Origin of the sequence: Ideonella benzenivorans (assembly GCF_020387415.1) — a bacterium.
GTDB lineage: Bacteria > Pseudomonadota > Gammaproteobacteria > Burkholderiales > Burkholderiaceae_C > Ideonella > Ideonella benzenivorans.
This window is the reverse complement of the sequence record NZ_JAGWCB010000010.1, coordinates 746,931-770,049: the sequence shown is the minus strand read 5'-3', so window position 1 is coordinate 770,049 and position 23,119 is coordinate 746,931. Positions and strand designations below refer to the sequence as shown.

The 23,119-nt window shown below is 63.6% G+C and carries 26 protein-coding genes; 25 read left to right on the top strand and 1 reads right to left on the bottom strand.

Features of this window, described 5'->3' with window-relative positions; translation table 11 throughout:
• Positions 1-151: 151 nt before the first annotated feature.
• Both rpoB and rpoC read left to right on the top strand, forming a co-directional pair.
• Positions 152-4,273, top strand: coding sequence for a DNA-directed RNA polymerase subunit beta (gene rpoB, locus KGA65_RS12455; RefSeq protein ID WP_225863416.1), 4,122 nt, complete (start codon positions 152-154; stop codon positions 4,271-4,273).
• A gap of 68 nt (positions 4,274-4,341) precedes the next feature.
• A complete protein-coding gene (gene rpoC / locus KGA65_RS12450; RefSeq protein ID WP_225863415.1) occupies positions 4,342-8,568 on the top strand; it encodes a DNA-directed RNA polymerase subunit beta' in 4,227 nt (1,408 codons plus the stop codon).
• A 75-nt stretch (positions 8,569-8,643) separates the two neighbouring features.
• Here the strand turns inward: rpoC and KGA65_RS12445 are convergent, their stop codons facing one another.
• Positions 8,644-9,096 carry a PIN domain-containing protein gene (locus tag KGA65_RS12445; RefSeq protein WP_225863414.1) on the bottom strand — a complete coding sequence of 151 codons (453 nt, stop codon included), beginning with the start codon at positions 9,094-9,096 and terminating at the stop codon, positions 8,644-8,646.
• A 242-nt stretch (positions 9,097-9,338) separates the two neighbouring features.
• On the opposite strand from KGA65_RS12445, the gene rpsL reads away from it, so the two are divergent.
• From rpsL to rpsE, 23 genes are all read left to right on the top strand, one after another.
• On the top strand, positions 9,339-9,716 hold the full coding sequence (rpsL, locus tag KGA65_RS12440) for a 30S ribosomal protein S12 (protein WP_225863413.1): 378 nt from the start codon (positions 9,339-9,341) through the stop codon (positions 9,714-9,716).
• 193 nt (positions 9,717-9,909) lie between these two features.
• A complete protein-coding gene (gene rpsG, locus KGA65_RS12435) occupies positions 9,910-10,380 on the top strand; it encodes a 30S ribosomal protein S7 (RefSeq protein ID WP_225863412.1) in 471 nt (156 codons plus the stop codon).
• A 62-nt stretch (positions 10,381-10,442) separates the two neighbouring features.
• Positions 10,443-12,545 carry an elongation factor G gene (fusA, locus tag KGA65_RS12430; RefSeq protein WP_225863411.1) on the top strand — a complete coding sequence of 701 codons (2,103 nt, stop codon included), beginning with the start codon at positions 10,443-10,445 and terminating at the stop codon, positions 12,543-12,545.
• Between the two features lie 157 nt (positions 12,546-12,702).
• Entirely contained in the window at positions 12,703-13,893 is a 1,191-nt protein-coding gene (tuf, locus tag KGA65_RS12425; RefSeq protein WP_225863410.1) for an elongation factor Tu, read from the top strand.
• Positions 13,894-13,959: 66 nt separating this feature from the next.
• The gene (gene rpsJ / locus KGA65_RS12420) at positions 13,960-14,271 is read left to right on the top strand and encodes a 30S ribosomal protein S10 (RefSeq protein ID WP_019561663.1); all 312 of its coding nucleotides are present in this window, start codon (positions 13,960-13,962) and stop codon (positions 14,269-14,271) included.
• 229 nt (positions 14,272-14,500) lie between these two features.
• Complete coding sequence (rplC, locus tag KGA65_RS12415) at positions 14,501-15,172, top strand: 50S ribosomal protein L3 (protein WP_225863409.1); 672 nt, start codon at positions 14,501-14,503, stop codon at positions 15,170-15,172.
• On the top strand, positions 15,172-15,792 hold the full coding sequence (gene rplD / locus KGA65_RS12410; RefSeq protein WP_225863408.1) for a 50S ribosomal protein L4: 621 nt from the start codon (positions 15,172-15,174) through the stop codon (positions 15,790-15,792). Before rplC ends, rplD begins: the two co-directional genes overlap by 1 nt.
• The gene (gene rplW, locus KGA65_RS12405) at positions 15,789-16,100 is read left to right on the top strand and encodes a 50S ribosomal protein L23 (RefSeq protein WP_225863407.1); all 312 of its coding nucleotides are present in this window, start codon (positions 15,789-15,791) and stop codon (positions 16,098-16,100) included. Before rplD ends, rplW begins: the two co-directional genes overlap by 4 nt.
• A 3-nt stretch (positions 16,101-16,103) precedes the next feature.
• Complete coding sequence (gene rplB / locus KGA65_RS12400) at positions 16,104-16,928, top strand: 50S ribosomal protein L2 (protein ID WP_225863406.1); 825 nt, start codon at positions 16,104-16,106, stop codon at positions 16,926-16,928.
• A gap of 10 nt (positions 16,929-16,938) precedes the next feature.
• Entirely contained in the window at positions 16,939-17,214 is a 276-nt protein-coding gene (rpsS, locus tag KGA65_RS12395) for a 30S ribosomal protein S19 (protein WP_022982228.1), read from the top strand.
• Between the two features lie 12 nt (positions 17,215-17,226).
• Positions 17,227-17,556 carry a 50S ribosomal protein L22 gene (gene rplV / locus KGA65_RS12390; RefSeq protein WP_225863405.1) on the top strand — a complete coding sequence of 110 codons (330 nt, stop codon included), beginning with the start codon at positions 17,227-17,229 and terminating at the stop codon, positions 17,554-17,556.
• A 15-nt stretch (positions 17,557-17,571) separates the two neighbouring features.
• Positions 17,572-18,408, top strand: a complete 837-nt coding sequence (rpsC, locus tag KGA65_RS12385; protein ID WP_225863404.1) for a 30S ribosomal protein S3 — start codon at positions 17,572-17,574, stop codon at positions 18,406-18,408.
• A 2-nt stretch (positions 18,409-18,410) separates the two neighbouring features.
• On the top strand, positions 18,411-18,827 hold the full coding sequence (rplP, locus tag KGA65_RS12380; RefSeq protein WP_225863403.1) for a 50S ribosomal protein L16: 417 nt from the start codon (positions 18,411-18,413) through the stop codon (positions 18,825-18,827).
• Between the two features lie 11 nt (positions 18,828-18,838).
• A complete protein-coding gene (rpmC, locus tag KGA65_RS12375) occupies positions 18,839-19,036 on the top strand; it encodes a 50S ribosomal protein L29 (protein WP_225863402.1) in 198 nt (65 codons plus the stop codon).
• On the top strand, positions 19,033-19,305 hold the full coding sequence (rpsQ, locus tag KGA65_RS12370; RefSeq protein ID WP_225863401.1) for a 30S ribosomal protein S17: 273 nt from the start codon (positions 19,033-19,035) through the stop codon (positions 19,303-19,305). Before rpmC ends, rpsQ begins: the two co-directional genes overlap by 4 nt.
• A 325-nt stretch (positions 19,306-19,630) precedes the next feature.
• Entirely contained in the window at positions 19,631-19,999 is a 369-nt protein-coding gene (gene rplN / locus KGA65_RS12365) for a 50S ribosomal protein L14 (protein ID WP_225863400.1), read from the top strand.
• Between the two features lie 28 nt (positions 20,000-20,027).
• Positions 20,028-20,345, top strand: coding sequence for a 50S ribosomal protein L24 (gene rplX, locus KGA65_RS12360; RefSeq protein WP_225863399.1), 318 nt, complete (start codon positions 20,028-20,030; stop codon positions 20,343-20,345).
• Between the two features lie 41 nt (positions 20,346-20,386).
• On the top strand, positions 20,387-20,926 hold the full coding sequence (rplE, locus tag KGA65_RS12355) for a 50S ribosomal protein L5 (protein ID WP_225863481.1): 540 nt from the start codon (positions 20,387-20,389) through the stop codon (positions 20,924-20,926).
• Between the two features lie 8 nt (positions 20,927-20,934).
• A complete protein-coding gene (rpsN, locus tag KGA65_RS12350) occupies positions 20,935-21,240 on the top strand; it encodes a 30S ribosomal protein S14 (protein ID WP_225863398.1) in 306 nt (101 codons plus the stop codon).
• Between the two features lie 24 nt (positions 21,241-21,264).
• Entirely contained in the window at positions 21,265-21,660 is a 396-nt protein-coding gene (gene rpsH, locus KGA65_RS12345) for a 30S ribosomal protein S8 (RefSeq protein WP_225863397.1), read from the top strand.
• Positions 21,661-21,677: 17 nt separating this feature from the next.
• Entirely contained in the window at positions 21,678-22,211 is a 534-nt protein-coding gene (gene rplF, locus KGA65_RS12340; protein ID WP_225863396.1) for a 50S ribosomal protein L6, read from the top strand.
• A gap of 11 nt (positions 22,212-22,222) precedes the next feature.
• Positions 22,223-22,582: a 50S ribosomal protein L18 gene (gene rplR, locus KGA65_RS12335; protein ID WP_022982216.1), complete on the top strand. Its 360-nt coding sequence runs from the start codon at positions 22,223-22,225 to the stop codon at positions 22,580-22,582.
• An 18-nt stretch (positions 22,583-22,600) separates the two neighbouring features.
• Positions 22,601-23,119 carry a 30S ribosomal protein S5 gene (gene rpsE / locus KGA65_RS12330; protein ID WP_225863395.1) on the top strand — a complete coding sequence of 173 codons (519 nt, stop codon included), beginning with the start codon at positions 22,601-22,603 and terminating at the stop codon, positions 23,117-23,119.

The window sequence follows — 23,119 nt, the reverse complement described above, 5'->3', positions numbered from 1 at the left end:
TCCGGTGCAACGCCGGGGTTGTCCGCCAGCGGCTGGTAGTGGCCAGCCACCAAGCTTTCAGGCCCTCCATGGTGGACGCGTGCCTGCAAAAGCCAGTCGCCTTGCGAGGAGCGCGCCACGGCCGGGCGCCCTCGTCGCTACGGAGTGTTCAATGGCGCAAGCAACCCCCTACAGCTACACCGAGCGCAAGCGTATCCGCAAGAGCTTCGGCAAGCGTGAGAGCGTTCTCAACGTCCCCTACCTGCTGACCACGCAGCAGGACTCGTATGCCGCCTTCCTGCAGAAGGATGTGCCCCCGACCCTGCGCAAGCCCGAAGGGCTGCAGGCCGCCTTCCTGTCCGCGTTCCCGATTGTTTCGCACAACGGGTTCGTGGAGATGAAGTTCATCGAATTCAACATCGCCAAGCCCACCTTCGACGTGCGCGAATGCCAGCAGCGGGGTCTGACCTTCGCGGCCGCCGTGCGCGCCAAGTTGCAGATGATCATCTATGACCGTGAGGCGCATCCCGCCAAGGTGGTCAAGGAGATCAAGGAGCAGGAGGTCTACATGGGCGAGGTGCCCCTGATGACCGACTATGGCTCGTTCATCGTCAACGGCACCGAGCGCGTCATCGTCTCCCAGCTGCACCGCTCGCCGGGCGTGTTCTTCGAACACGACAAGGGCAAGACCCACAGCTCGGGCAAGCTGCTGTTCAGCGCCCGCATCATCCCCTACCGTGGCTCCTGGCTGGACTTCGAGTTCGACCCGAAGGACATCCTGTACTTCCGCGTTGACCGTCGCCGCAAGATGCCGGTCACGATCCTGCTCAAGGCCATCGGCCTGAACCCCGAGCAGATCCTGGCCCACTTCTTCAAGAACGACAGCTTCCGCCTGATGGAGTCGGGTGCCCAGCTGGAGTTTGTGCCGGAGCGCCTGAAGGGCGAAGTGGCTCGCTTCGACATCACCGACAAGGACGGCAACGTCATTGTCGAGAAGGACAAGCGCATCACCGCCCGCCACGCGCGTCAGCTGGAACAGACCGGCACCCAGTTCATCTCGGTGCCCGAGGACTTCCTGGTGGGCCGCGTCGTGGCCCGCAACATGGTCGACCCCGACACCGGCGAGATCATTGCCAAGGCCAACGATGAACTGACCGAGACGCTGCTGAAGAAGCTGCGTTCGGCCGGCATCAAGGACGTGCAGTGCATCTTCACCAATGAGCTGGACCAAGGCGCGTACATCAGCCAGACCCTGGCGCTGGACGAGACCGTCGACCAGCTGGCCGCCCGCGTCGCGATCTACCGCATGATGCGCCCTGGCGAGCCGCCGACCGAGGATGCCGTCGAGGCGCTGTTCAACCGCCTGTTCTACAGCGCCGACACCTATGACCTGTCGCGCGTGGGCCGGATGAAGTTCAACGCCCGCGTGGGCCGCGACACCGCCGAAGGTGCGATGACCCTGTCCAACGAGGACATCCTGGACGTGGTCAAGATCCTGGTCGAGCTGCGCAACGGCCGTGGCGAGGTGGACGACATCGACCACCTGGGCAACCGTCGCGTGCGCTGCGTGGGCGAACTGGCCGAGAACCAGTACCGCTCGGGCCTGGCGCGTATCGAGAAGGCCGTCAAGGAGCGTCTGGGCCAGGCCGAGACCGAAGCCCTGATGCCGCACGACCTGATCAACTCCAAGCCGATTTCCGCGGCCCTGAAGGAGTTCTTCGGTGCGTCGCAGCTGTCGCAGTTCATGGACCAGACCAACCCCCTGTCCGAGATCACGCACAAGCGTCGCGTCTCGGCCCTGGGCCCGGGCGGTCTGACCCGCGAGCGTGCCGGCTTCGAAGTCCGTGACGTGCACCCGACCCACTACGGCCGCGTGTGCCCGATCGAAACCCCGGAAGGCCCGAACATCGGCCTGATCAACTCGCTGGCCCTGTACGCCCGCCTGAACGAGTACGGCTTCCTGGAAACGCCGTACCGCCGTGTGGTGGACGGCAAGGTGACCGACCAGATCGACTACCTGTCGGCCATCGAGGAAGGCAAGTACGTGATCGCCCAGGCGAATGCGTCGCTGGATGCCGAAGGCAAGCTGATCGACGAGCTGGTGTCGGCCCGTGAGCGTGGTGAATCCGTGCTGCTGTCGCCCGAGCGCGTGCAGTACATGGACGTGGCGCCGGCGCAGATCGTGTCGGTGGCGGCCTCGCTGGTGCCCTTCCTGGAGCACGATGATGCGAACCGCGCGCTGATGGGCGCCAACATGTCGCGTCAGGCCGTGCCGGTGCTGCGTCCCGAGAAGCCGATGGTCGGCACGGGCGTCGAGCGCGTGGCCGCGGTCGACTCCGGCACCGTGGTGACCGCCCGCCGTGGTGGTGTGGTGGACTATGTCGACACCAACCGGGTGGTGATCCGCGTGAACGACGCGGAAACCGTCGCCGGTGAAGTCGGCGTGGACATCTACAACCTGATCAAGTATCAGCGTTCCAACCAGAACACCAACATCCACCAGCGCGCCATCGTCCAACGCGGCGACCAGGTGGGTGCCGGTGACGTGCTGGCCGACGGTGGCTCGACCGATCTGGGCGAACTGGCGCTGGGGCAGAACATGCTCATCGCGTTCATGCCCTGGAACGGCTACAACTTCGAAGACTCGATCCTGATCTCCGAACGCGTGGTGGCCGACGACCGCTACACCTCGATCCACATCGAGGAACTGGTGGTCATGGCCCGCGACACCAAGCTGGGCTCCGAGGAAATCACCCGCGACATCCCGAACCTGTCCGAGCAGCAACTGGCTCGCCTGGACGAGTCCGGCATCGTCTACATCGGCGCAGAAGTGAACCCCGGCGACGTGCTGGTCGGCAAGGTGACCCCGAAGGGCGAAACCACGCTGACCCCGGAAGAAAAGCTGCTGCGCGCGATCTTCGGCGAAAAAGCGTCCGACGTGAAGGACACCTCGCTGCGCGTGGACCAAGGCACGCAGGGCACGGTGATCGACGTGCAGGTCTTCACCCGTGAAGGCATCCAGCGTGACAAGCGCGCCCAGCAGATCATCGACGACGAGCTCAAGCGCTTCCGCCTGGACCTGAACGACCAGCTGCGGATCGTGGAAGCCGACGCCTTCGACCGGATCAAGAAGCTGCTGGTCGGCGCTGTCGCCAATGGCGGCCCGCAGAAGCTGGCCAAGGGCACTGCGATCAGCGAGGAGTACCTGTCGAGCATCGACAAGTACCACTGGTTTGACGTGCGCCCGGCCGAAGAGGCCCTGGCCAACCAGCTCGAGTCGATCAAGAACGCGCTGGAACAGACCCGCCACGGCTTCGACCTGGCCTTCGAAGAGAAGCGCAAGAAGCTGACCCAAGGCGACGAACTGCCGGCCGGCGTGCTGAAGATGGTCAAGGTCTACCTGGCCGTCAAGCGCCGCCTGCAGCCGGGTGACAAGATGGCCGGCCGTCACGGCAACAAGGGCGTGGTGTCCAAGATCGTCCCGATCGAAGACATGCCCTACATGGCCGATGGCACCCCTGCCGACGTCGTGCTGAACCCGCTGGGCGTGCCCTCGCGGATGAACGTGGGTCAGGTGCTGGAAGTCCACCTGGGCTGGGCCGGCAAGGGCCTGGGCGAGCGCATCGGCGACATGCTGCAGCGTGAAGCAGCCGTGGCGGAGATCCGCCAGTTCCTGGACCAGATCTACAACAAGTCCGGTGGCAAGCAGGAACACCTGGACGATCTGTCCGACCGGCAGGTGCTGGACATGGCCCAGGAGCTGACCAAGGGTGTGCCGTTCGCCACCCCGGTGTTCGACGGCGCCGAGGAAGAAGAGATCCAGCACATGCTGCAGCTGGCCTTCCCGGAAGACGTGGCCGCGAAGAAGGGTCTGACCCCGACGCGCACCCAGGCCTGGCTGTCCGACGGCCGCACTGGCGAGCCCTTCGAGCGTCCGACGACCATCGGCTACATGCACTACCTGAAGCTGCACCACTTGGTCGACGACAAGATGCACGCCCGTTCGACCGGTCCGTACTCGCTCGTCACCCAGCAGCCGCTGGGCGGCAAGGCGCAGTTCGGTGGCCAGCGCTTCGGTGAGATGGAAGTGTGGGCCCTGGAAGCCTACGGCGCGGCTTACGTGCTGCAGGAAATGCTGACCGTGAAGTCCGATGACGTGAACGGCCGCACCAAGGTCTACGAGAACATCGTCAAGGGCGAACACGCCATCGACGCCGGCATGCCGGAATCGTTCAACGTTCTGGTCAAGGAAATCCGTTCGCTGGGTATCGACATGGAACTGGAGAAGGACTGAGCGCCTTTGCGCGCCCTGTTGGTTTCCATTCCCCCTGATCGATACACAGTCAACCTGGAGAAAGACACATGAAAGGCTTGCTGGACCTGTTCAAGCAGTTCACCCCCGACGAGCACTTCGACGCGATCAAGATTGGGCTGGCCTCGCCCGAGAAGATCCGCTCGTGGTCCTTCGGTGAGGTGAAGAAGCCCGAGACGATCAACTACCGCACGTTCAAGCCTGAGCGTGACGGTCTGTTCTGCGCCAAGATCTTCGGCCCGATCAAGGACTACGAGTGCCTGTGCGGCAAGTACAAGCGCCTGAAGCACCGCGGCGTGATCTGCGAGAAGTGCGGCGTTGAAGTCACGCAGACCAAGGTGCGTCGCGAGCGCATGGGTCACATCGACCTGGCCGCGCCTTGCGCCCACATCTGGTTCCTGAAGTCACTGCCGTCGCGCCTGGGCCTGGTGCTCGACATGACGCTGCGCGACATCGAACGCGTGCTGTACTTCGAAGCCTACGTGGTGGTGGACCCCGGCATGACCCCGCTGAAGAAGTTCGGCATCATGTCCGAGGACGACTACGACGCGAAGCGTCAGGAGTTCGGTGACGAGTTCGTCGCGCTGATGGGGGCCGAAGGCATCCAGAAGCTGCTGGCCGACATGGACCTGGACGTCGAGATCGACCGCCTGCGCAACGACATGACCGGCAGTGAGCTGAAGGTCAAGAAGAACAGCAAGCGCCTGAAGGTCATGGAGGCCTTCAAGAAGTCGGGCATCAAGCCCGAGTGGATGGTGCTGACGGTGCTGCCGGTGCTGCCGCCGGACCTGCGTCCGCTGGTGCCGCTGGATGGCGGCCGCTTCGCCACGTCGGATCTGAACGACCTGTACCGCCGCGTCATCAACCGGAACAACCGGTTGGCCCGCCTGCTGGAGCTGAAGGCCCCTGAGATCATCGTGCGCAACGAAAAGCGCATGCTGCAGGAAGCCGTGGACAGCCTGCTGGACAACGGCCGCCGCGGCAAGGCCATGACCGGCGCGAACAAGCGCGCGCTGAAGTCCCTGGCCGACATGATCAAGGGCAAGTCGGGTCGCTTCCGCCAGAACCTGCTGGGCAAGCGCGTCGACTACTCCGGTCGTTCGGTCATCACCGTGGGCCCGACCCTGAAACTGCACCAGTGCGGTCTGCCCAAGCTGATGGCCCTGGAGCTGTTCAAGCCCTTCATCTTCTCGCGCCTGGAGGCGATGGGCATCGCCACCACCATCAAGGCGGCGAAGAAGGAAGTGGAATCGGGCACGCCGGTGGTCTGGGACATCCTTGAAGAAGTCATCAAGGAACACCCGATCATGCTGAACCGTGCCCCGACGCTGCACCGTTTGGGCATCCAGGCGTTCGAGCCGGTGCTGATCGAAGGCAAGGCCATCCAGCTGCACCCGCTGGTCTGCGCGGCCTTCAACGCCGACTTCGACGGTGACCAGATGGCCGTCCACGTGCCGCTGTCGATCGAAGCCCAGATGGAAGCCCGCGCGCTGATGCTGGCCTCCAACAACGTGCTGTTCCCGGCCTCGGGCGAACCGTCGATCGTGCCGTCGCAGGACGTGGTGCTGGGTCTGTACTACTCGACCCGCGAGCGCACCAATGCCAAGGGCGAGGGCATGATCTTCTCGGACACCGTGGAACTGCGCCGTGCGCTGGACTGCGGGGCCGTCGAGATCACCGCCAAGATCAGCGTCCGTCTGACCGAGTGGACCAAGGACGACAACGGTGAGTTCCAACCCCAGCTCAAGCTGGTGGAAACCACCGTCGGCCGTGCGCTGCTGTCGGAGATCCTGCCCAAGGGCCTGCCGTTCGCGAACATCAACAAGGCGCTGAAGAAGAAGGAAATCTCGCGCCTGATCAACACCTCCTTCCGCAAGTGCGGTCTGAAGGAAACGGTGGTGTTCGCCGACAAGCTGCTGCAGTCGGGCTTCCGTCTGGCCACGCGTGCCGGCATCTCGATCGCCATCGAGGACATGCTGGTGCCGCCGCAGAAGCCGGGCCTGATCGAGCGTGCCGAGAAGGAAGTCAAGGAGATCGAGCAGCAGTACGTCTCGGGTCTCGTGACTGCCGGCGAGCGCTACAACAAGGTCGTGGACATCTGGGGCAAAACCGGCGACGAGGTCGGCAAGGTCATGATGGCTCAGCTCTCCAAGCAAAAGACCATCGACCGTCACACCAAGGAAGTCGACCAGGAGTCGTTCAACTCCATCTACATGATGGCCGACTCCGGGGCGCGGGGTTCTGCCGCCCAGATCCGCCAGCTGGCGGGCATGCGCGGCCTGATGGCCAAGCCGGACGGCTCGATCATCGAGACCCCCATCACCGCGAACTTCCGCGAAGGCCTGAACGTTCTGCAGTACTTCATCTCCACCCACGGGGCCCGGAAGGGCTTGGCGGATACGGCGCTGAAGACCGCGAACTCCGGCTACCTGACCCGTCGTCTGGTGGACGTGACCCAGGATCTGGTGGTGACCGAGGACGATTGCGGTACCGAAGCCGGCTTCGCGATGCGCGCGCTGGTCGAGGGCGGTGAAGTCATCGAATCGCTGCGCGACCGCGTGCTGGGTCGCGTGACGGCCGTCGAGGTGCTGCACCCCGAGACCCAACAGGTCGTGGTGCCGGCCGGCACCATGCTGGACGAGGACACCCTGGACATCGTCGAAGCCGCCGGCGTGGACGAGATCAAGGTCCGCACCCCGCTGACCTGTGAAACCCGCTACGGCCTGTGTGCCAAGTGCTATGGCCGCGACCTGGGCCGTGGCGGCCTGGTGAACACCGGTGAGGCGGTGGGCGTGATCGCCGCGCAGTCGATCGGTGAGCCGGGCACGCAGCTGACCATGCGGACCTTCCACATCGGTGGTGCGGCTTCGCGTGCGGCGGTGGCCTCCAGCGTGGAAGCCAAGTCCGACGGCATCATCGGCTTCAACGCCACGATGCGCTACGTGACCAACGGCAAGGGCGAGCTGGTGGTGATCTCCCGTTCGGGCGAGATCGTCATCTCCGATCCGCACGGCCGTGAGCGCGAGCGTCACAAGGTGCCGTATGGCGCGATCCTGAACGTCAAGGCCGACCAGACCATCAAGGCTGGCACCATCCTGGGCAACTGGGACCCGCTGACCCGCCCGATCATCACGGAATTCGCCGGCAAGGCGCGTTTCGAGAACGTCGAGGAAGGCGTCACCGTGGCCAAGCAGGTGGACGAGGTCACCGGCCTGTCCACCCTGGTGGTGATCGACCCGAAGCGCCGCGGCGCGGCCAAGGTCGTGCGCCCGCAGGTCAAGCTGCTGGACGCCAACGGCCAGGAAGTGAAGATCCCGGGCACCGACCACTCGGTGACCATCGGCTTCCAGGTTGGCGCGCTGATCCAGGTGCGCGACGGCCAGGACCTGTTCCCGGGTGAAGTGCTGGCACGCATCCCGGTGGAAGGCCAGAAGACCCGTGACATCACCGGCGGTCTGCCGCGGGTGGCCGAGCTCTTCGAAGCCCGCTCGCCCAAGGACAAGGGCACGCTGGCCGAGATCACCGGCACGGTGTCGTTCGGCAAGGAAACCAAGGGCAAGGTCCGCCTGCAGATCACCGATCCGGACGGCAAGGTCTGGGAAGAGCTGGTGCCCAAGGAAAAGAACATCCTGGTGCACGAAGGCCAGGTGGTCAACCGTGGCGAACTGATCGTCGACGGCGCGGCCGATCCGCAGGACATCCTGCGTCTGCTGGGCCTTGAGGAGCTGGCGCGCTACATCGTCGACGAAGTGCAGGACGTCTACCGTCTGCAGGGTGTGAAGATCAACGACAAGCACATCGAGGTGATCGTTCGCCAGATGCTGCGTCGCGTGCAGATCGTCAACCCGGGCGACTCGTCCTACATCGCCGGCGAGCAGGTCGAGCGCTCGGAGCTGTTCATCACCAACGAGAAGCTGCGTGGCGAGGACAAGGTCCCGGCCACCTACGCCGACGTGCTGCTGGGCATCACCAAGGCGTCCTTGTCGACCGACTCGTTCATCTCCGCGGCCTCCTTCCAGGAGACCACCCGCGTGCTGACCGAAGCGGCCATCATGGGCAAGCGTGACGAGTTGCGTGGCCTGAAGGAAAACGTGATCGTGGGTCGTCTGATCCCGGCCGGTACCGGCATGGCCTACCACCAAGCCCGCAAGGCCAAGGAAGAGATGGACGACGCCGAGCGCCGCGCCATCGCGCTGCAGGAAGCCGAGGAACTGGCCTCGGCCCAACTGGCCAGCCTGGACGCTGCCTCGTCGGAAGGCGAACCCAGCGCCGAATAAGTCTGGCGACAGACCAGGCTCGCAAGGGCGCCCCTCGGGGCGCCCTTTTTCGTTGGGGCGGACGCTCGGGGCGGTTCAGGGCGGCGGGTTCAGCCAGCGTTCCGGCGGCAGCACGGCCAGGCCGGTCAGCGCCTGGCAACGGCGGGCCAGCTTGAGCACTGCCTTGTCCCGGCTCACCAGCCAGCGGGCTCCCGCCAGCAGGGCCAGATCGATGAACTTTTGATCGTCCCGGTCCCTGCAGCGCGGCCAGGGGGCCAGGGGAGGGGCGGGGGCCGGGCGCAGCTCGACCCAGCGGTCGAAGAAGGCCAGCACCTCGGCCGGGGTACGAGGCCAGCCGCCGCCAATGCCCCGTTCCAGTACGCAGGCCAGCTCCTGGCGCATCGCCGGGGTGGCGATCCAACGCCAGGCCCCGGCTTGCCGTGCGCTCAGCCAGTCGCGGCAGGTGGGGTGTTCAAAGAAACACCAGTCCAGCACGGACTGGGTGTCGATCACCACGCAAGGGGTGGCGGCGGAAGAGGGGACTGACACGGGGGGAGGGCCGGCTTGCATGTGAAGTGAGGCTGCCACTATAATCGAGGGCTTTTCGGCGCATTCACGCCGGGAATACGCCTGCCTGCGGGCTGCTTTGGCTGAACCGGTTGACGGGGCGCCGGCGCAGAAGACGCAGGGGGCATTGTGGTGTCGGGGGGTGCAGGCCTGCTTGCCAAGGGCAGGAGGGCACGCCCGGGCACCTTTTTGTCGTCGTAACTTCAAACGGGAACAAGTTACTCATGCCCACCATCAACCAGCTCGTGCGCCACGGCCGTCAGGTCGAAACCACGAAGTCCAAGTCGCCTGCGATGCAGAACTGCCCGCAGCGCCGCGGCGTTTGCACCCGCGTCTACACCACGACCCCGAAGAAGCCGAACTCGGCGCTGCGGAAGGTCGCCAAGGTGCGCCTGACCAATGGTTTCGAGGTCATCTCGTACATCGGCGGTGAAGGCCACAACCTGCAAGAACACAGTGTCGTGCTCGTGCGCGGCGGCCGTGTGAAGGACTTGCCTGGCGTGCGCTACCACATCGTCCGCGGTTCTCTGGACCTGCAAGGCGTGAAGGATCGCAAGCAGTCGCGTTCCAAGTACGGCGCCAAGCGCCCCAAGAAGGCCTAAGCCGCTTTCTTGAAAACAGGATGTCACACCCGGCCCTCAGGCTGTGGTGCTGAAGATTGCGGTGAGTCCAGGATGTCTGGATGCCACCGAGTAAGTGAGGGTCCTGCCGCCATACCTCTGAGCCGGCGGTTCATGGTCTCTCGCGGTGTCGGGATTGCGAATCCCGCTGCCAACTGAAGATGAAGGAAGAGAAATGCCTCGTCGTCGCGAAGTCCCCAAGCGCGAAATCCTGCCGGATCCGAAGTTCGGGTCGGTGGATCTGTCCAAGTTCATGAACGTGATCATGGAATCCGGCAAGAAGGCCGTGGCTGAACGCATCATCTACGGTGCGCTCGAGCAGGTCGAACAGAAGGCCAAGAAGGACCCGCTGGAGGTCTTCATGGTCGCGCTGAACAACGTCAAGCCGATGGTCGAAGTCAAGAGCCGCCGCGTCGGCGGTGCGAACTACCAAGTTCCCGTGGAAGTTCGCCCCGTCCGTCGGATGGCCCTGGCCATGCGTTGGCTGAAGGAATCGGCCCGCAAGCGCGGTGAGAAGTCGATGGCGGCCCGCCTGGCCAATGAGCTGTTGGAAGCCTCGGAAGGCCGTGGCGGCGCCATGAAGAAGCGTGACGAAGTGCACCGCATGGCCGAGGCCAACAAGGCCTTCTCGCACTTCCGCTTCTAAACCCTGTCCCCAGGCCGCCGCCGGTCATCCCCGGTGGCGGCAATTCCTCTTTGGAGTGAACCATGGCTCGCAAGACCCCCATCGAGCGCTACCGCAACATCGGTATCTCGGCGCACATCGACGCTGGCAAGACCACGACGACCGAACGCATCCTGTACTACACCGGTGTGAACCACAAGATCGGTGAAGTGCACGATGGCGCCGCCACGATGGACTGGATGGAGCAAGAGCAGGAACGCGGCATCACCATCACGTCTGCGGCCACCACCTGCTTCTGGAAGGGCATGGACATGTCCTATCCGGAGCACCGCTTCAACATCATCGACACCCCGGGACACGTGGACTTCACCATCGAGGTGGAGCGTTCCATGCGCGTGCTGGACGGCGCCTGCATGGTCTACTGTGCCGTGGGTGGCGTGCAGCCCCAGTCGGAAACCGTCTGGCGCCAGGCCAACAAGTACAAGGTGCCCCGTCTGGCGTTCGTCAACAAGATGGACCGCACCGGCGCGAACTTCTTCAAGGTCGTTGACCAGATGAAGACCCGCCTGAAGGCCAACCCTGTGCCCATCGTGATCCCCATCGGCGCCGAAGACAACTTCACCGGCGTGGTGGACCTGATCAAGATGAAGGCCATCATCTGGGACGAGGCCTCGCAGGGCATGAAGTTCGCCTACGAGGACATCCCGGCTGAGCTGGCTGCATCCGCTCAGGAATGGCGCGAGAAGATGGTCGAGGCTGCTGCCGAAGCCAACGAAGAGCTGATGAACAAGTACCTGGAAGAGGGTGACCTCTCCGAGGAAGAGATCAAGCTCGCCCTGCGTCAGCGCACCATCGCGACCGAAATCCAGCCGATGCTGTGCGGCACCGCCTTCAAGAACAAGGGTGTGCAGCGCATGCTGGACGCCGTGATCGACTTCCTGCCGTCGCCGGTGGACATTCCCCCGGTGAAGGGCACGGACGAGGACGAAAACGAAGTCACCCGCAAGGCCGACGACAACGAGAAGTTCGCCGCGCTGGCCTTCAAGCTGATGACCGACCCGTTCGTCGGCCAACTAACCTTCGTGCGCGTCTACTCGGGCATCCTGGCTTCGGGCGCCAGCGTCTTCAATCCCATCAAGGGCAAGAAGGAGCGCATCGGCCGGATCCTGCAGATGCACGCCAACCAGCGTGAAGAAATCAAGGAAATTCTGGCGGGCGACATCGCGGCCTGCGTGGGTCTGAAGGACGTGACCACGGGTGAAACCCTGTGCGATCCGGATGCCGTGATCACGCTGGAAAAGATGGTCTTCCCCGAGCCGGTGATCTCGCAGGCCGTGGAACCCAAGACCAAGGCCGACCAGGAAAAGATGGGCATCGCGCTGGGCCGTCTGGCTGCAGAGGATCCCTCCTTCCGCGTGCGCACCGACGAAGAGTCTGGTCAGACCATCATTTCCGGCATGGGCGAGCTGCACCTGGAAATCATCGTCGACCGCATGAAGCGCGAGTTCGGCGTGGAAGCCAACGTGGGCAAGCCGCAGGTGGCCTACCGCGAAACCATCCGCAAGGCGGTGGAAGACGTGGAAGGCAAGTTCGTTCGCCAGTCCGGTGGTAAGGGCCAGTACGGTCACGTCGTGCTGAAGATCGAGCCGATGGAGCCGGGCAAGGGCTTCGAGTTCGTCGACGCCATCAAGGGCGGCGTGGTGCCGCGTGAATTCATTCCCGCGGTGGAGAAGGGCCTGATCGACACGCTGCCCAACGGCGTGCTGGCCGGCTTCCCGGTGGTGGACGTGAAGGTCACGCTGACCTTCGGTTCGTACCACGATGTGGACTCGAACGAAAACGCCTTCAAGATGGCGGCCTCGATCGGCTTCAAGGACGGTTGCCGCAAGGCCAACCCGGTGATCCTGGAGCCGATGATGGCCGTGGAAGTCGAAACGCCGGAAGACTATGCCGGGACGGTGATGGGCGACCTGTCCAGCCGCCGTGGCATGGTGCAGGGCATGGACGACATGGTCGGCGGTGGCAAGATCATCAAGGCCGAGGTGCCGCTGTCCGAGATGTTCGGCTACTCGACCACGCTGCGTTCGGCCACCCAGGGCCGTGCCACGTACACGATGGAGTTCAAGCACTACAGCGAAGCTCCGAAGAACGTGGCCGACGCGATCATCACCGCTCGCGCGAAGTAAGCCCCTCACCGCCGGCGGCCCCTTGGCCGCTGGCGTGTCGAGAACGTTCAATGGTCTTCGGCGCCCCGCACGACGGGGTGGGTCTGCTGCCCGTGGCAGGCCTGTGCTGGAGACCCTAAACCGACACGGGCGATTGTTCTTTACCGGAGATTGAGAAATGGCAAAAGGCAAGTTTGAACGGACCAAGCCGCACGTGAACGTGGGCACGATTGGTCACGTGGACCATGGCAAGACGACGCTGACGGCGGCGATCACGACCATCCTGTCGAGCAAGTTTGGTGGCGAGGCCAAGGCCTACGACCAGATTGACGCGGCGCCGGAAGAAAAGGCCCGTGGTATCACGATCAACACCGCGCACGTGGAATACGAGACGGCCACCCGTCACTACGCCCACGTGGACTGCCCGGGACACGCCGACTATGTGAAGAACATGATCACCGGCGCGGCGCAGATGGACGGCGCGATCCTGGTGTGCTCGGCCGCTGACGGCCCGATGCCCCAGACCCGCGAGCACATTCTGCTGGCCCGTCAGGTGGGCGTGCCTTACATCATCGTGTTCCTGAACAAGTGCGACATGGTCGATGACGCCGAGCTGCTGGAACTGGTGGAAATGGAAGTGCGCGAGCTGCTGAGCAAGTACGACTTCCCGGGCGACGACACCCCGATCATCAAGGGCTCGGCCAAGCTGGCGCTCGAAGGCGACAAGGGCGAGCTGGGCGAGAAGGCCATCCTGAACCTGGCCGACGCGCTGGACACCTACATCCCGACGCCGGAACGCGCCGTGGACGGTGCCTTCCTGATGCCGGTGGAAGACGTGTTCTCGATCTCGGGTCGCGGCACCGTGGTGACCGGCCGTGTCGAACGCGGCGTGATCAAGGTCGGCGAAGAAATCGAAATCGTCGGTATCAAGCCGACCCAGAAGACCACCTGCACCGGCGTGGAAATGTTCCGCAAGCTGCTGGACCAAGGTCAGGCGGGCGACAACGTCGGTATCCTGCTGCGCGGCACCAAGCGTGAAGACGTCGAGCGCGGCCAAGTGCTGGCCAAGCCCGGCTCGATCACCCCGCACACGCACTTCACCGCCGAGGTGTACGTGCTGAGCAAGGACGAAGGCGGCCGCCACACCCCGTTCTTCAACAACTACCGTCCCCAGTTCTACTTCCGTACCACGGACGTGACCGGCGCGGTGGAGCTGCCGAAGGACAAGGAAATGGTGATGCCGGGCGACAACGTGTCGATCACGGTCAAGCTGATCGCCCCGATCGCGATGGAAGAGGGCCTGCGCTTCGCCATCCGTGAAGGCGGCCGCACCGTCGGCGCCGGCGTCGTCGCCAAGATCATCGAGTAATTGCATGACCTGCCGGCCCAGGCGTTCTCGCCGGGTCGGCCTCATCGCTCTTTACAAGGAACCGTCATGCAAAAGCAAAAGATCCGCATCCGTCTGAAGGCCTTCGATTACAAGCTGATCGACCAATCGGCCCTGGAAATTGTCGACACCGCCAAGCGCACTGGCGCGATCGTCAAGGGCCCGGTGCCCCTGCCGACCCGCATGCAACGTTTCGACATCCTGCGTTCGCCGCACGTCAACAAGACCAGCCGCGACCAGTTCGAGATCCGCACCCATCAGCGCCTGATGGACATCGTCGATCCGACCGACAAGACCGTCGACGCCCTGATGAAGCTGGACCTGCCGGCTGGCGTGGACGTCGAGATCAAGCTGCAGTAATTCACTGCCGCATGGGTGGGGCAGTTGCGGCTTGCGCCGTAACTGCTATACTCGCAAGCTTTTGGACGATTGGCCGCCTTCGGGCGGCCTTTCGTCCACTGTCCGTTTCGGGCGATCTCTCTTCGGGGAGAGCGCGCGCAGCGGGAACCGTCGGCCCGGCCAATCGATGTCGGGTCTGTGAAAACCAGCCCTTCGAGTCCTTGGAGACCAGAAGGGGCGGAGAAAAACCATGAGTCTGAGCAACCGTCTCGGCTTGCTGGGCCGCAAGGTGGGCATGATGCGTGTGTTCACGGACGATGGCGACGCCATCCCCGTGACCGTGCTGGATGTGTCCAACAACCGCGTCACCCAGATCAAGACCGTCGAGACCGACGGCTACAACGCCGTTCAGCTGGCGTTCGGTACGCGCAAAGCATCGCGCGTGACCAAGCCGGAAGCTGGCCACCTCGCCAAGGCAGGTGTCGAAGCCGGTGAGATCCTGAAGGAATTCCGCGTCGAGGCGTCGGTCGCTGCCGAATACAAGGCTGGCGCCACCGTGCCCGTGACGCTGTTTGCCGCGGGCGAAAAGGTCGATGTGCAAGGCACCTCGATCGGTAAGGGCTACGCCGGCACCATCAAGCGCCACAACTTCGGCTCGCAGCGCGCGTCGCACGGTAACAGCCGTTCGCACAACGTGCCGGGCTCGATCTCCATGGCGCAGGATCCGGGTCGCGTGTTCCCGGGCAAGAAGATGACCGGTCACATGGGCGACGAGACCGTGACCACCCAAAACCTGGACATCGTCCGCGTGGACGAAGCCCGCCAGCTGCTGCTGGTCAAGGGTGCGGTGCCGGGCGCCAAGAACGGCCATGTGGTCGTGCGTCCTGCCGTCAAGGTCAAGGGCAAGAAGGGAGCCAACTGATGCAACTCGAGCTCCTGAACGAACAAGGTCAGGCCACCTCGAAGGTGGATGCTCCTGACACCGTGTTTGCCCGCGACTACAACGAAGCGCTGGTGCACCAGATCGTGGTGGCCTACCAGGCCAACGCCCGTTCCGGCACGCGCAAGCAGCTGACCCGTCGCGAGGTTCACCACTCGACCAAGAAGCCCTTCCGCCAGAAGGGCACCGGCAATGCACGTGCCGGTATGACCTCGTCGCCGCTGTGGCGTGGGGGCGGTCGCACCTTCCCGAACACCCCTGAAGAGAACTTCTCTCAGAAGGTCAACAAGAAGATGTATCGCGCCGGCATGGCGACCATCCTGTCCCAGCTGGCCCGCGATGGCCGTCTGGCGATCGTGGATTCGCTGACGGTGGACGCGCCCAAGACCAAGCTGCTGGCTTCGAAGTTCAAGGCCATGGGTCTGGACTCCGTGATGGTCATCACCGACCAGCTGGACGACAACCTGGCCCTGGCCTCGCGCAACCTGTCCAACGTGCTGGTTGTCGAGCCGCGTTACGCCGATCCCCTGTCGCTGGTCTTCTACAAGAAGGTGCTGGTGACCAAGGCCGCCGTGGAGCAGCTCAAGGAGATGTACGCATGAGCGCCAAGTTCAATGAGGGCCGTCTGGCCCAGGTGCTGATCGCGCCGGTGATCTCCGAGAAGGCCACCCAGGTCGCTGAAAAGCACAACCAGGTCCTGTTCAAGGTCCTGCGTGACGCCACCAAGCCTGAGATCAAGGCGGCTGTCGAGCAGCTGTTCAAGGTCGAAGTCGAGTCCGTGGCAGTGGTCAACGTGAAGGGCAAGGTCAAGCGCTTCGGCAAGAACATGGGCCGTCGCGACCACGTCAAGAAGGCGTATGTCTCGCTGAAGGCCGGCCAGGAGCTCAACTTCTCCGGGGAGGCCGCGTAAATCATGGCAGTCGTCAAAGTCAAACCAACCTCCGCCGGCCGTCGTGCCGTCGTGAAGGTGGTGCACAAGCACCTGCACAAGGGCGCTCCCGAAGCTTCGCTGCTGGAACCCCAGAAGCAGAACTCCGGCCGCAACAACAACGGTCACATCACCATCCGTCACAAGGGCGGTGGTCACAAGCACCACTACCGCGTGGTGGACTTCAAGCGCAACAAGGACGGCATCCCTGCCAAGGTGGAGCGCATTGAGTACGACCCGAACCGCACGGCCCACATCGCGCTGGTGTGCTACGCCGACGGTGAGCGTCGTTACGTCATCGCCCCGCGTGGTCTGGAAGTCGGTTCCACCATCCTGAGCGGCTCGGAAGCGCCGATCAAGGCTGGCAACACCCTGCCGATCCGCAACATCCCCGTGGGTTCGACCATCCACTGCGTGGAGCTGCAGCCTGGCAAGGGTGCGCAGATCGCTCGCTCGGCCGGTACCTCCGTGACGCTGATGGCCCGCGAAGGCGCTTACTCGCAGGTCCGCCTGCGTTCCGGTGAAGTGCGCAAGATCCACATCGATTGCCGCGCCACCATCGGTGAAGTGAGCAACGAAGAGCACAACCTGCGTCAGTACGGCAAGGCTGGCGCAATCCGCTGGAAGGGCATCCGTCCGACCGTCCGCGGTACTGCCATGAACCCGGTGGATCACCCGCACGGTGGTGGTGAAGGCCGCACGGGCGAGGGCCAGGCTCCGGTGTCGCCGTGGAACACGCTGACCAAGGGCTACCGCACTCGCAACAACAAGCGCACGCAGACTTTCATCGTCTCGCGTCGCAAGAAGTAAGGGCTGGACCATGGCACGTTCACTCAAGAAGGGTCCGTTCGTGGACCATCACCTTCAGGCCAAGGCCGAAAAGGCTGTGGCCACGAAGGACAAGAAGCCGATCAAGACCTGGTCTCGTCGTTCGACGATCCTGCCTGACTTCATCGGTCTGACGATTGCCGTGCACAACGGCAAGCAGCATGTTCCCGTGTACGTGACCGACCAGATGGTCGGCCACAAGCTGGGCGAGTTCGCGCTGACCCGCACGTTCAAGGGTCACCCTGCGGACAAGAAGGCCAAGAAGTAAGGAGCACCGACGATGGAAACCAAAGCAATCGTCCGTGGTGTGCGCCTCTCTGTGGACAAGGGTCGCCTGGTGGCGGACCTGATCCGCGGTAAGAAGGTGGATCAGGCTCTGAACATCCTGACCTACACCCAGAAGAAGGCCGCCGGTATCGTCAAGAAGGCGCTGGAAAGCGCGATCGCCAACGCCGAGCACAACGACGGCGCTGACATTGACGAACTGAAGGTCACCTCGATCTACGTGGAGCAGGGCACGACCCTGAAGCGTTTCGCCGCTCGCGCCAAGGGCCGCGGCAACCGCATCAGCAAGCCGACTTGCCACATCTACGTGACCGTGGGCAACTGAGGCTAAAGGAAGACCATGGGACAGAAAATCCATCCGACCGGCTTCCGCCTGCCCGTCACGCGTGCGTGGGCGTCTCGCTGGTATGCGAACAACCGCAACTTCGCCGGCATGCTGGCCGAAGACCTGGAGGTGCGTGAGTACCTGAAGGCCCGGTTGAAGAACGCCGCAGTGTCGCGCATCCTGATCGAGCGTCCTGCCAAGAACGCCCGCATCACGATCTACTCCGCCCGTCCGGGTGTGGTGATCGGCAAGAAGGGTGAGGACATCGAAAACCTGAAGGCCGAACTGACCAAGCGTCTGGGCGTGCCGGTGGCCGTGAACATCGAGGAAGTGCGCAAGCCCGAAATCGATGCTCAGCTGATCGCCGACTCGATCACCCAGCAGCTGGAAAAGCGCATCATGTTCCGTCGCGCCATGAAGCGCGCGATGCAGAACGCGATGCGTCTGGGCGCCCAGGGCATCAAGATCATGTCCGGCGGCCGTTTGAACGGCATCGAAATTGCCCGCACCGAGTGGTACCGCGAAGGTCGCGTGCCCCTGCACACCCTGAAGGCCGACATCGACTATGGCTTCTCCGAAGCCAAGACGACCTACGGCGTGATCGGCGTGAAGGTGTGGGTGTACCGCGGTGACCGCTTGGCCAATGGCGAGGCTCCCGTGATCAAGAGCGAAGGCCCCGAAGAGGATCGCCGTCCGCGCCGCAACGCCCGTCCGGGCGCGCCGGCCGGTCGTGGTCGTCCGGGTGACCGTGCCCCGCGTGGCGACAAGCCCGCCGAGGCCGGCGCTGGCCCGGCTGCCGTGAAGCGCGTCCGCAAGGCCGCTCCGGTTGCCGGCGAGGGCAAAGGAGAATAAGCATGCTGCAACCATCCCGTCGCAAGTTCCGTAAGGAACAGAAGGGCCGCAACACCGGTGTCGCCACCCGTGGCGCTGCGGTGTCCTTCGGTGAGTTCGGCCTGAAGGCGACCGAGCGCGGTCGTCTGACCGCCCGCCAGATCGAGGCTGCCCGTCGTGCCATCTCCCGCCATATCAAGCGCGGTGGCCGCATCTTCATCCGGATCTTCCCGGACAAGCCGATCTCGCAAAAGCCCGCCGAAGTCCGTATGGGTAACGGTAAGGGCAACCCGGAGTACTACGTGGCTGAGATCCAGCCCGGCAAGGTGCTCTACGAGATCAACGGTGTGCCGGAAGAGCTGGCCCGTGAAGCGTTCACGCTGGCGGCTGCCAAGCTGCCCCTGCGTTGCACCTTCGTGGCCCGCCAGGTTGGCGCCTGAGAGGAGCATTCATGAAAGCATCTGAACTGCGCGCCAAGGATGTCGCTGCGCTCGAGAAGGAAGTCTCTGACCTCCTGAAGGCGCACTTCAACCTGCGCATGCAAAAGGGCACGCAGCAGCTGGGCAACACCTCGCTGCTGGGCAACACCCGTCGTGACATCGCGCGTGCCAAGACGATCCTGGCCGAGAAGAAGGGAGCCGCCAAGTGAGCGAGACCCAAGCCACCAAGAACACGCGCACCCTGATTGGTCGCGTGGTGAGCGACAAGCGTGCCAAGAGCGTCACCGTGCTGGTGGAAAGCCGCGTCAAGCACCCGCTGTACGGCAAGATCGTCGGTCAATCCCGCAAGTACCACGCCCACGACGAGAAGGGCGAGTTCCACATGGGTGACACCGTTGAGATCGCCGAGTCGCGTCCGATCTCGAAGACCAAGAGCTGGGTGGTGACCCGCCTGGTCGAAAAGGCCCGTCTGGTCTGACGGGGCTGCGGGGTGGCGTTCCACGCCATCCTCGCAGGGAGCCGGAAGGTGCCGAAGGTGCCTTCCGGTTTTTTCGTTTTGCAGTCTGTTCGCTGTTGACAGTGGTGGGTGGACTGTGGATAATGCTGAGCTTCGCCGGAGAAAGGTACGGCTGTACTTTCGCTTTGTGCTCCTTGTGTGAGGGGTGCCAGGTGGAAAACCCAGTCGAGGCCGCTTTGGTTTCAGCCCAACCGGCAGGTCTATGACCTGCAAGACGGGCCCAATACTGACCGCTCACGCGTCGCCAAGGGGGTGATGGGGTGCGGGAGCAAGTTGGGGAATTGACATGATCCAAATGCAATCGCGGCTCGATGTCGCGGACAACACTGGCGCCAAGACCGTCATGTGCATCAAGGTGCTGGGCGGCTCCAAGCGTCGCTATGCCGGCATCGGTGACATCATCAAGGTCAGCGTCAAGGATGCTGCCCCGCGTGGTCGCGTGAAGAAGGGCGAGGTCTACAGTGCCGTGGTCGTGCGCACCGCCAAGGGTGTGCGTCGCCAGGACGGCTCGCTCGTCAAGTTCGATGGCAATGCCGCTGTGCTGCTGAACAGCAAGCTGGAGCCGATCGGCACCCGTATCTTTGGCCCGGTGACGCGTGAACTGCGCTCCGAGCGCTTCATGAAGATCGTGTCGCTGGCACCGGAAGTCCTCTGATCGGCCGGGTGCGGAAAAAGGAAACGCGATGAACAAGATTCGCAAGGGCGACCATGTGGTCGTGTTGACCGGTCGTGACAAGGGCAAGCGTGGCACCGTGCTGGAGCGCATTGATGCCGACCATGTGGTGGTCGAAGGCATCAACGTGGCCAAGAAGCACGTGAAGCCGAACCCGATGAAGGGGACGACCGGTGGTGTGGTCGACAAGACCATGCCGATCCACCAGTCGAACGTCGCCATCTGGAACGCGGCGGCCGGCAAGGCGGACCGCGTGGGCATCAAGACCGCTGCCGATGGCAAGCGCGTCCGGGTGTTCAAGTCCTCCGGTGAAGAGATCAAGGCTTAAGGCGGGTATCCAGCATGAGTCAACAGCAACAAGCCGCAGTCGTGTCCCGGCTGCAGGCCTTCTACAAAGAGAAGGTGGTGCCCGACCTGATGGCCAAGTTTGGCTACAAGTCGGTGATGGAAGTGCCGCGCCTGACCAAGATCACGCTGAACATGGGCGTGAGCGAGGCCGTGGCCGACAAGAAGGTCATGGAGCACGCCGTGGGCGACCTGACCAAGATTGCCGGTCAAAAGCCCGTGGTCACCAAGTCCCGCAAGGCCATCGCCGGCTTCAAGATCCGTGACGGTGTGCCCATCGGCTGCATGGTGACGCTGCGCAGCGCCCGGATGTTCGAATTCCTGGACCGCTTCGTGACGATCGCACTGCCCCGCGTGCGCGACTTCCGTGGTATCTCCGGCCGTGCTTTCGACGGTCGCGGCAACTACAACATCGGCGTCAAGGAACAGATCATCTTCCCGGAAATCGAGTACGACAAGATCGACGCGATCCGTGGCATGAACATCTCGTTCACGACGACCGCCAAGACCGACGAAGAGTGCAAGGCCCTGCTGGCTGCCTTCCGCTTCCCGTTCAAGAACTGAGGTGACACGTGGCTAAACTTTCCCTCAAGCAGCGTGAAGACAAGCGCGAGAAGCTGGTGGCCAAGTACGCGAAGAAGTACGCCGAGCTGAAGGCCATCATCGACAACGCGAACAAGTCGGACGAAGAGCGTTACCTGGCTCGCCTCGAGCTGCAGAAGCTCCCCCGCAATGCCAACCCGACCCGTCTGCGCAACCGTTGCGGCCTGACTGGTCGTCCGCGCGGCACGTTCCGCACCTTTGGTCTGGCCCGTAACAAGATCCGCGAACTCGCCTTCAAGGGCGACATTCCTGGCGTGATCAAGGCCAGCTGGTAATCGAGGCGAATTGGAGAAAACGCTATGAGCATGAGTGATCCCATCGCCGACATGCTGACCCGCATCCGCAATGCGCAGGCCGTCGAGAAGACCACGGTTGTGATGCCGTCGTCCAAGCTCAAGGTGGCCATTGCCCAGGTGCTGAAGGACGAAGGCTACATCGACGGTTTCGCCATCAAGGGCGAGGCTGGCAAGAATGAGCTGGAAATCGGCCTGAAGTACTACGCTGGCCGCCCCGTCATCGAGCGCATTGAGCGCGTGAGCCGTCCTGGTCTGCGCATCTACCGCGGTTGTGGCGCCATCCCTCAGGTCATGAATGGCCTGGGTGTGGCGATCGTCACGACCCCGAAGGGTGTGATGACCGATCGCAAGGCGCGCGCTGCCGGTGTCGGTGGCGAAGTGCTGTGCTACGTGGCCTAACGGAAGGAGTCGAGCAAATGTCCCGCGTTGGAAAGATGCCGATCGCCGTCCCGCAGGGCGTGGACGTCAAGATCGCTGCGGACCAAATCACCGTGAAGGGCGCCAATGGCAGCCTGGCTCGTGCGACGAGCACGCTGGTGACGGTCAAGCAAGAGGGTGCCTCGCTGCAGGTGGTTCCGGTCAATGAAACGACCGAAGCCAATGCGATGAGTGGCACCGTCCGCGCGCTGCTGGCCAACATGGTCAGCGGTGTCAGCAAGGGTTTCGAGAAGAAGCTGACCCTGGTCGGCGTGGGCTTTCGCGCCCAGGCCCAAGGGCAGAAGCTGAACCTGCAAATTGGCTTCTCGCACCCGGTCGTGAAGGAGATGCCTGCTGGCATCGCCGTCGCCACCCCGACTCCGACGGAAATCATCATCAAGGGCGCTGATAGCCAGGTGGTGGGTCAGTTGGCTGCCGAGGTGCGTGCCTTCCGGCCGCCCGAGCCTTACAAGGGCAAGGGTATCCGCTACGCCGATGAGCGCGTGGTCCTGAAAGAGACCAAGAAGAAGTAAGGAGCGACACCATGCTGAACAAGAAAGAACAGCGTCTGCGTCGTGCGCGCCAAACCCGCGCCCGCATCGCCAAGCAAGGCGTCGCTCGCCTGACGGTCTACCGTTCGAACACCCACATCTACGCGTCGGTCATCTCCGAAGACGGCGCCAAGGTGGTGGCTTCGGCGTCGACCGTGGAAAAGGAACTGCGCGAGCAGCTGTCCGGCAATGGCGGCAACGCTGCTGCCGCGGCCCTGGTCGGCAAGCGCATCGCCGAGAAGGCCAAGGCCGCTGGCGTCGAGAAGGTGGCCTTCGATCGTGCGGGCTTCGCCTACCACGGCCGCATCAAGGCACTGGCCGACGCGGCGCGTGAAGCCGGTCTGCAGTTCTGATCGCGAAGGAATACAGAAATGGCAAAGTTCACTCCCCGCGCTCAGGCGGAAGCCAATGACGACGGCCTGAAGGAAAAGATGATCGCGGTCAACCGCGTGACGAAGGTGGTCAAGGGTGGTCGCACCCTCAGCTTCGCCGCGCTGACCGTGGTCGGTGATGGCGATGGTCGCGTTGGCATGGGCAAGGGCAAGGCCAAGGAAGTGCCGGTTTCGGTGCAGAAGGCCATGGAATCGGCCCGCCACAGCATGGTGAAGGTCAGCCTGAAGAACGGCACCATCCACCATCGCGTGGAAGGCCAGCACGGCGCTGCCCGCGTGCTGATGATGCCCGCTCCCGCGGGTACCGGCATCATCGCTGGCGGCCCGATGCGTGCCGTCTTCGAAGTGCTGGGCATCACCGACATCGTGGCGAAGAGCCACGGCACGTCGAACGCCTACAACATGGTGCGCGCCACGCTGGACGCGCTGAAGAACCTCACCACCCCGGCTGAAGTCGCTTCCAAGCGCGGCAAGTCGGTGGAAGAGATCTTCAACTGA

What these genes read in the sequence shown, in the direction of transcription:
- rpoB (WP_225863416.1), top strand. Translation starts at nt 152, where the DNA reads ATGGCGCAAGCAACCCCCTACAGCTACACCGAGCGCAAGCGTATCCGC.
- rplW (WP_225863407.1), top strand. Translation starts at nt 15,789, where the DNA reads ATGAGCGCCAAGTTCAATGAGGGCCGTCTGGCCCAGGTGCTGATCGCG.
- rpsJ (WP_019561663.1), top strand. Translation starts at nt 13,960, where the DNA reads ATGCAAAAGCAAAAGATCCGCATCCGTCTGAAGGCCTTCGATTACAAG.
- rpsC (WP_225863404.1), top strand. Translation starts at nt 17,572, where the DNA reads ATGGGACAGAAAATCCATCCGACCGGCTTCCGCCTGCCCGTCACGCGT.
- rplV (WP_225863405.1), top strand. Translation starts at nt 17,227, where the DNA reads ATGGAAACCAAAGCAATCGTCCGTGGTGTGCGCCTCTCTGTGGACAAG.
- rpoC (WP_225863415.1), top strand. Translation starts at nt 4,342, where the DNA reads ATGAAAGGCTTGCTGGACCTGTTCAAGCAGTTCACCCCCGACGAGCAC.
- rpsS (WP_022982228.1), top strand. Translation starts at nt 16,939, where the DNA reads ATGGCACGTTCACTCAAGAAGGGTCCGTTCGTGGACCATCACCTTCAG.
- rplP (WP_225863403.1), top strand. Translation starts at nt 18,411, where the DNA reads ATGCTGCAACCATCCCGTCGCAAGTTCCGTAAGGAACAGAAGGGCCGC.
- rplB (WP_225863406.1), top strand. Translation starts at nt 16,104, where the DNA reads ATGGCAGTCGTCAAAGTCAAACCAACCTCCGCCGGCCGTCGTGCCGTC.
- rplR (WP_022982216.1), top strand. Translation starts at nt 22,223, where the DNA reads ATGCTGAACAAGAAAGAACAGCGTCTGCGTCGTGCGCGCCAAACCCGC.
- rplF (WP_225863396.1), top strand. Translation starts at nt 21,678, where the DNA reads ATGTCCCGCGTTGGAAAGATGCCGATCGCCGTCCCGCAGGGCGTGGAC.
- rpsH (WP_225863397.1), top strand. Translation starts at nt 21,265, where the DNA reads ATGAGCATGAGTGATCCCATCGCCGACATGCTGACCCGCATCCGCAAT.
- rpsG (WP_225863412.1), top strand. Translation starts at nt 9,910, where the DNA reads ATGCCTCGTCGTCGCGAAGTCCCCAAGCGCGAAATCCTGCCGGATCCG.
- rpsE (WP_225863395.1), top strand. Translation starts at nt 22,601, where the DNA reads ATGGCAAAGTTCACTCCCCGCGCTCAGGCGGAAGCCAATGACGACGGC.
- rplN (WP_225863400.1), top strand. Translation starts at nt 19,631, where the DNA reads ATGATCCAAATGCAATCGCGGCTCGATGTCGCGGACAACACTGGCGCC.
- tuf (WP_225863410.1), top strand. Translation starts at nt 12,703, where the DNA reads ATGGCAAAAGGCAAGTTTGAACGGACCAAGCCGCACGTGAACGTGGGC.
- rpsL (WP_225863413.1), top strand. Translation starts at nt 9,339, where the DNA reads ATGCCCACCATCAACCAGCTCGTGCGCCACGGCCGTCAGGTCGAAACC.
- rplD (WP_225863408.1), top strand. Translation starts at nt 15,172, where the DNA reads ATGCAACTCGAGCTCCTGAACGAACAAGGTCAGGCCACCTCGAAGGTG.
- rplX (WP_225863399.1), top strand. Translation starts at nt 20,028, where the DNA reads ATGAACAAGATTCGCAAGGGCGACCATGTGGTCGTGTTGACCGGTCGT.
- fusA (WP_225863411.1), top strand. Translation starts at nt 10,443, where the DNA reads ATGGCTCGCAAGACCCCCATCGAGCGCTACCGCAACATCGGTATCTCG.
- rpmC (WP_225863402.1), top strand. Translation starts at nt 18,839, where the DNA reads ATGAAAGCATCTGAACTGCGCGCCAAGGATGTCGCTGCGCTCGAGAAG.
- rplC (WP_225863409.1), top strand. Translation starts at nt 14,501, where the DNA reads ATGAGTCTGAGCAACCGTCTCGGCTTGCTGGGCCGCAAGGTGGGCATG.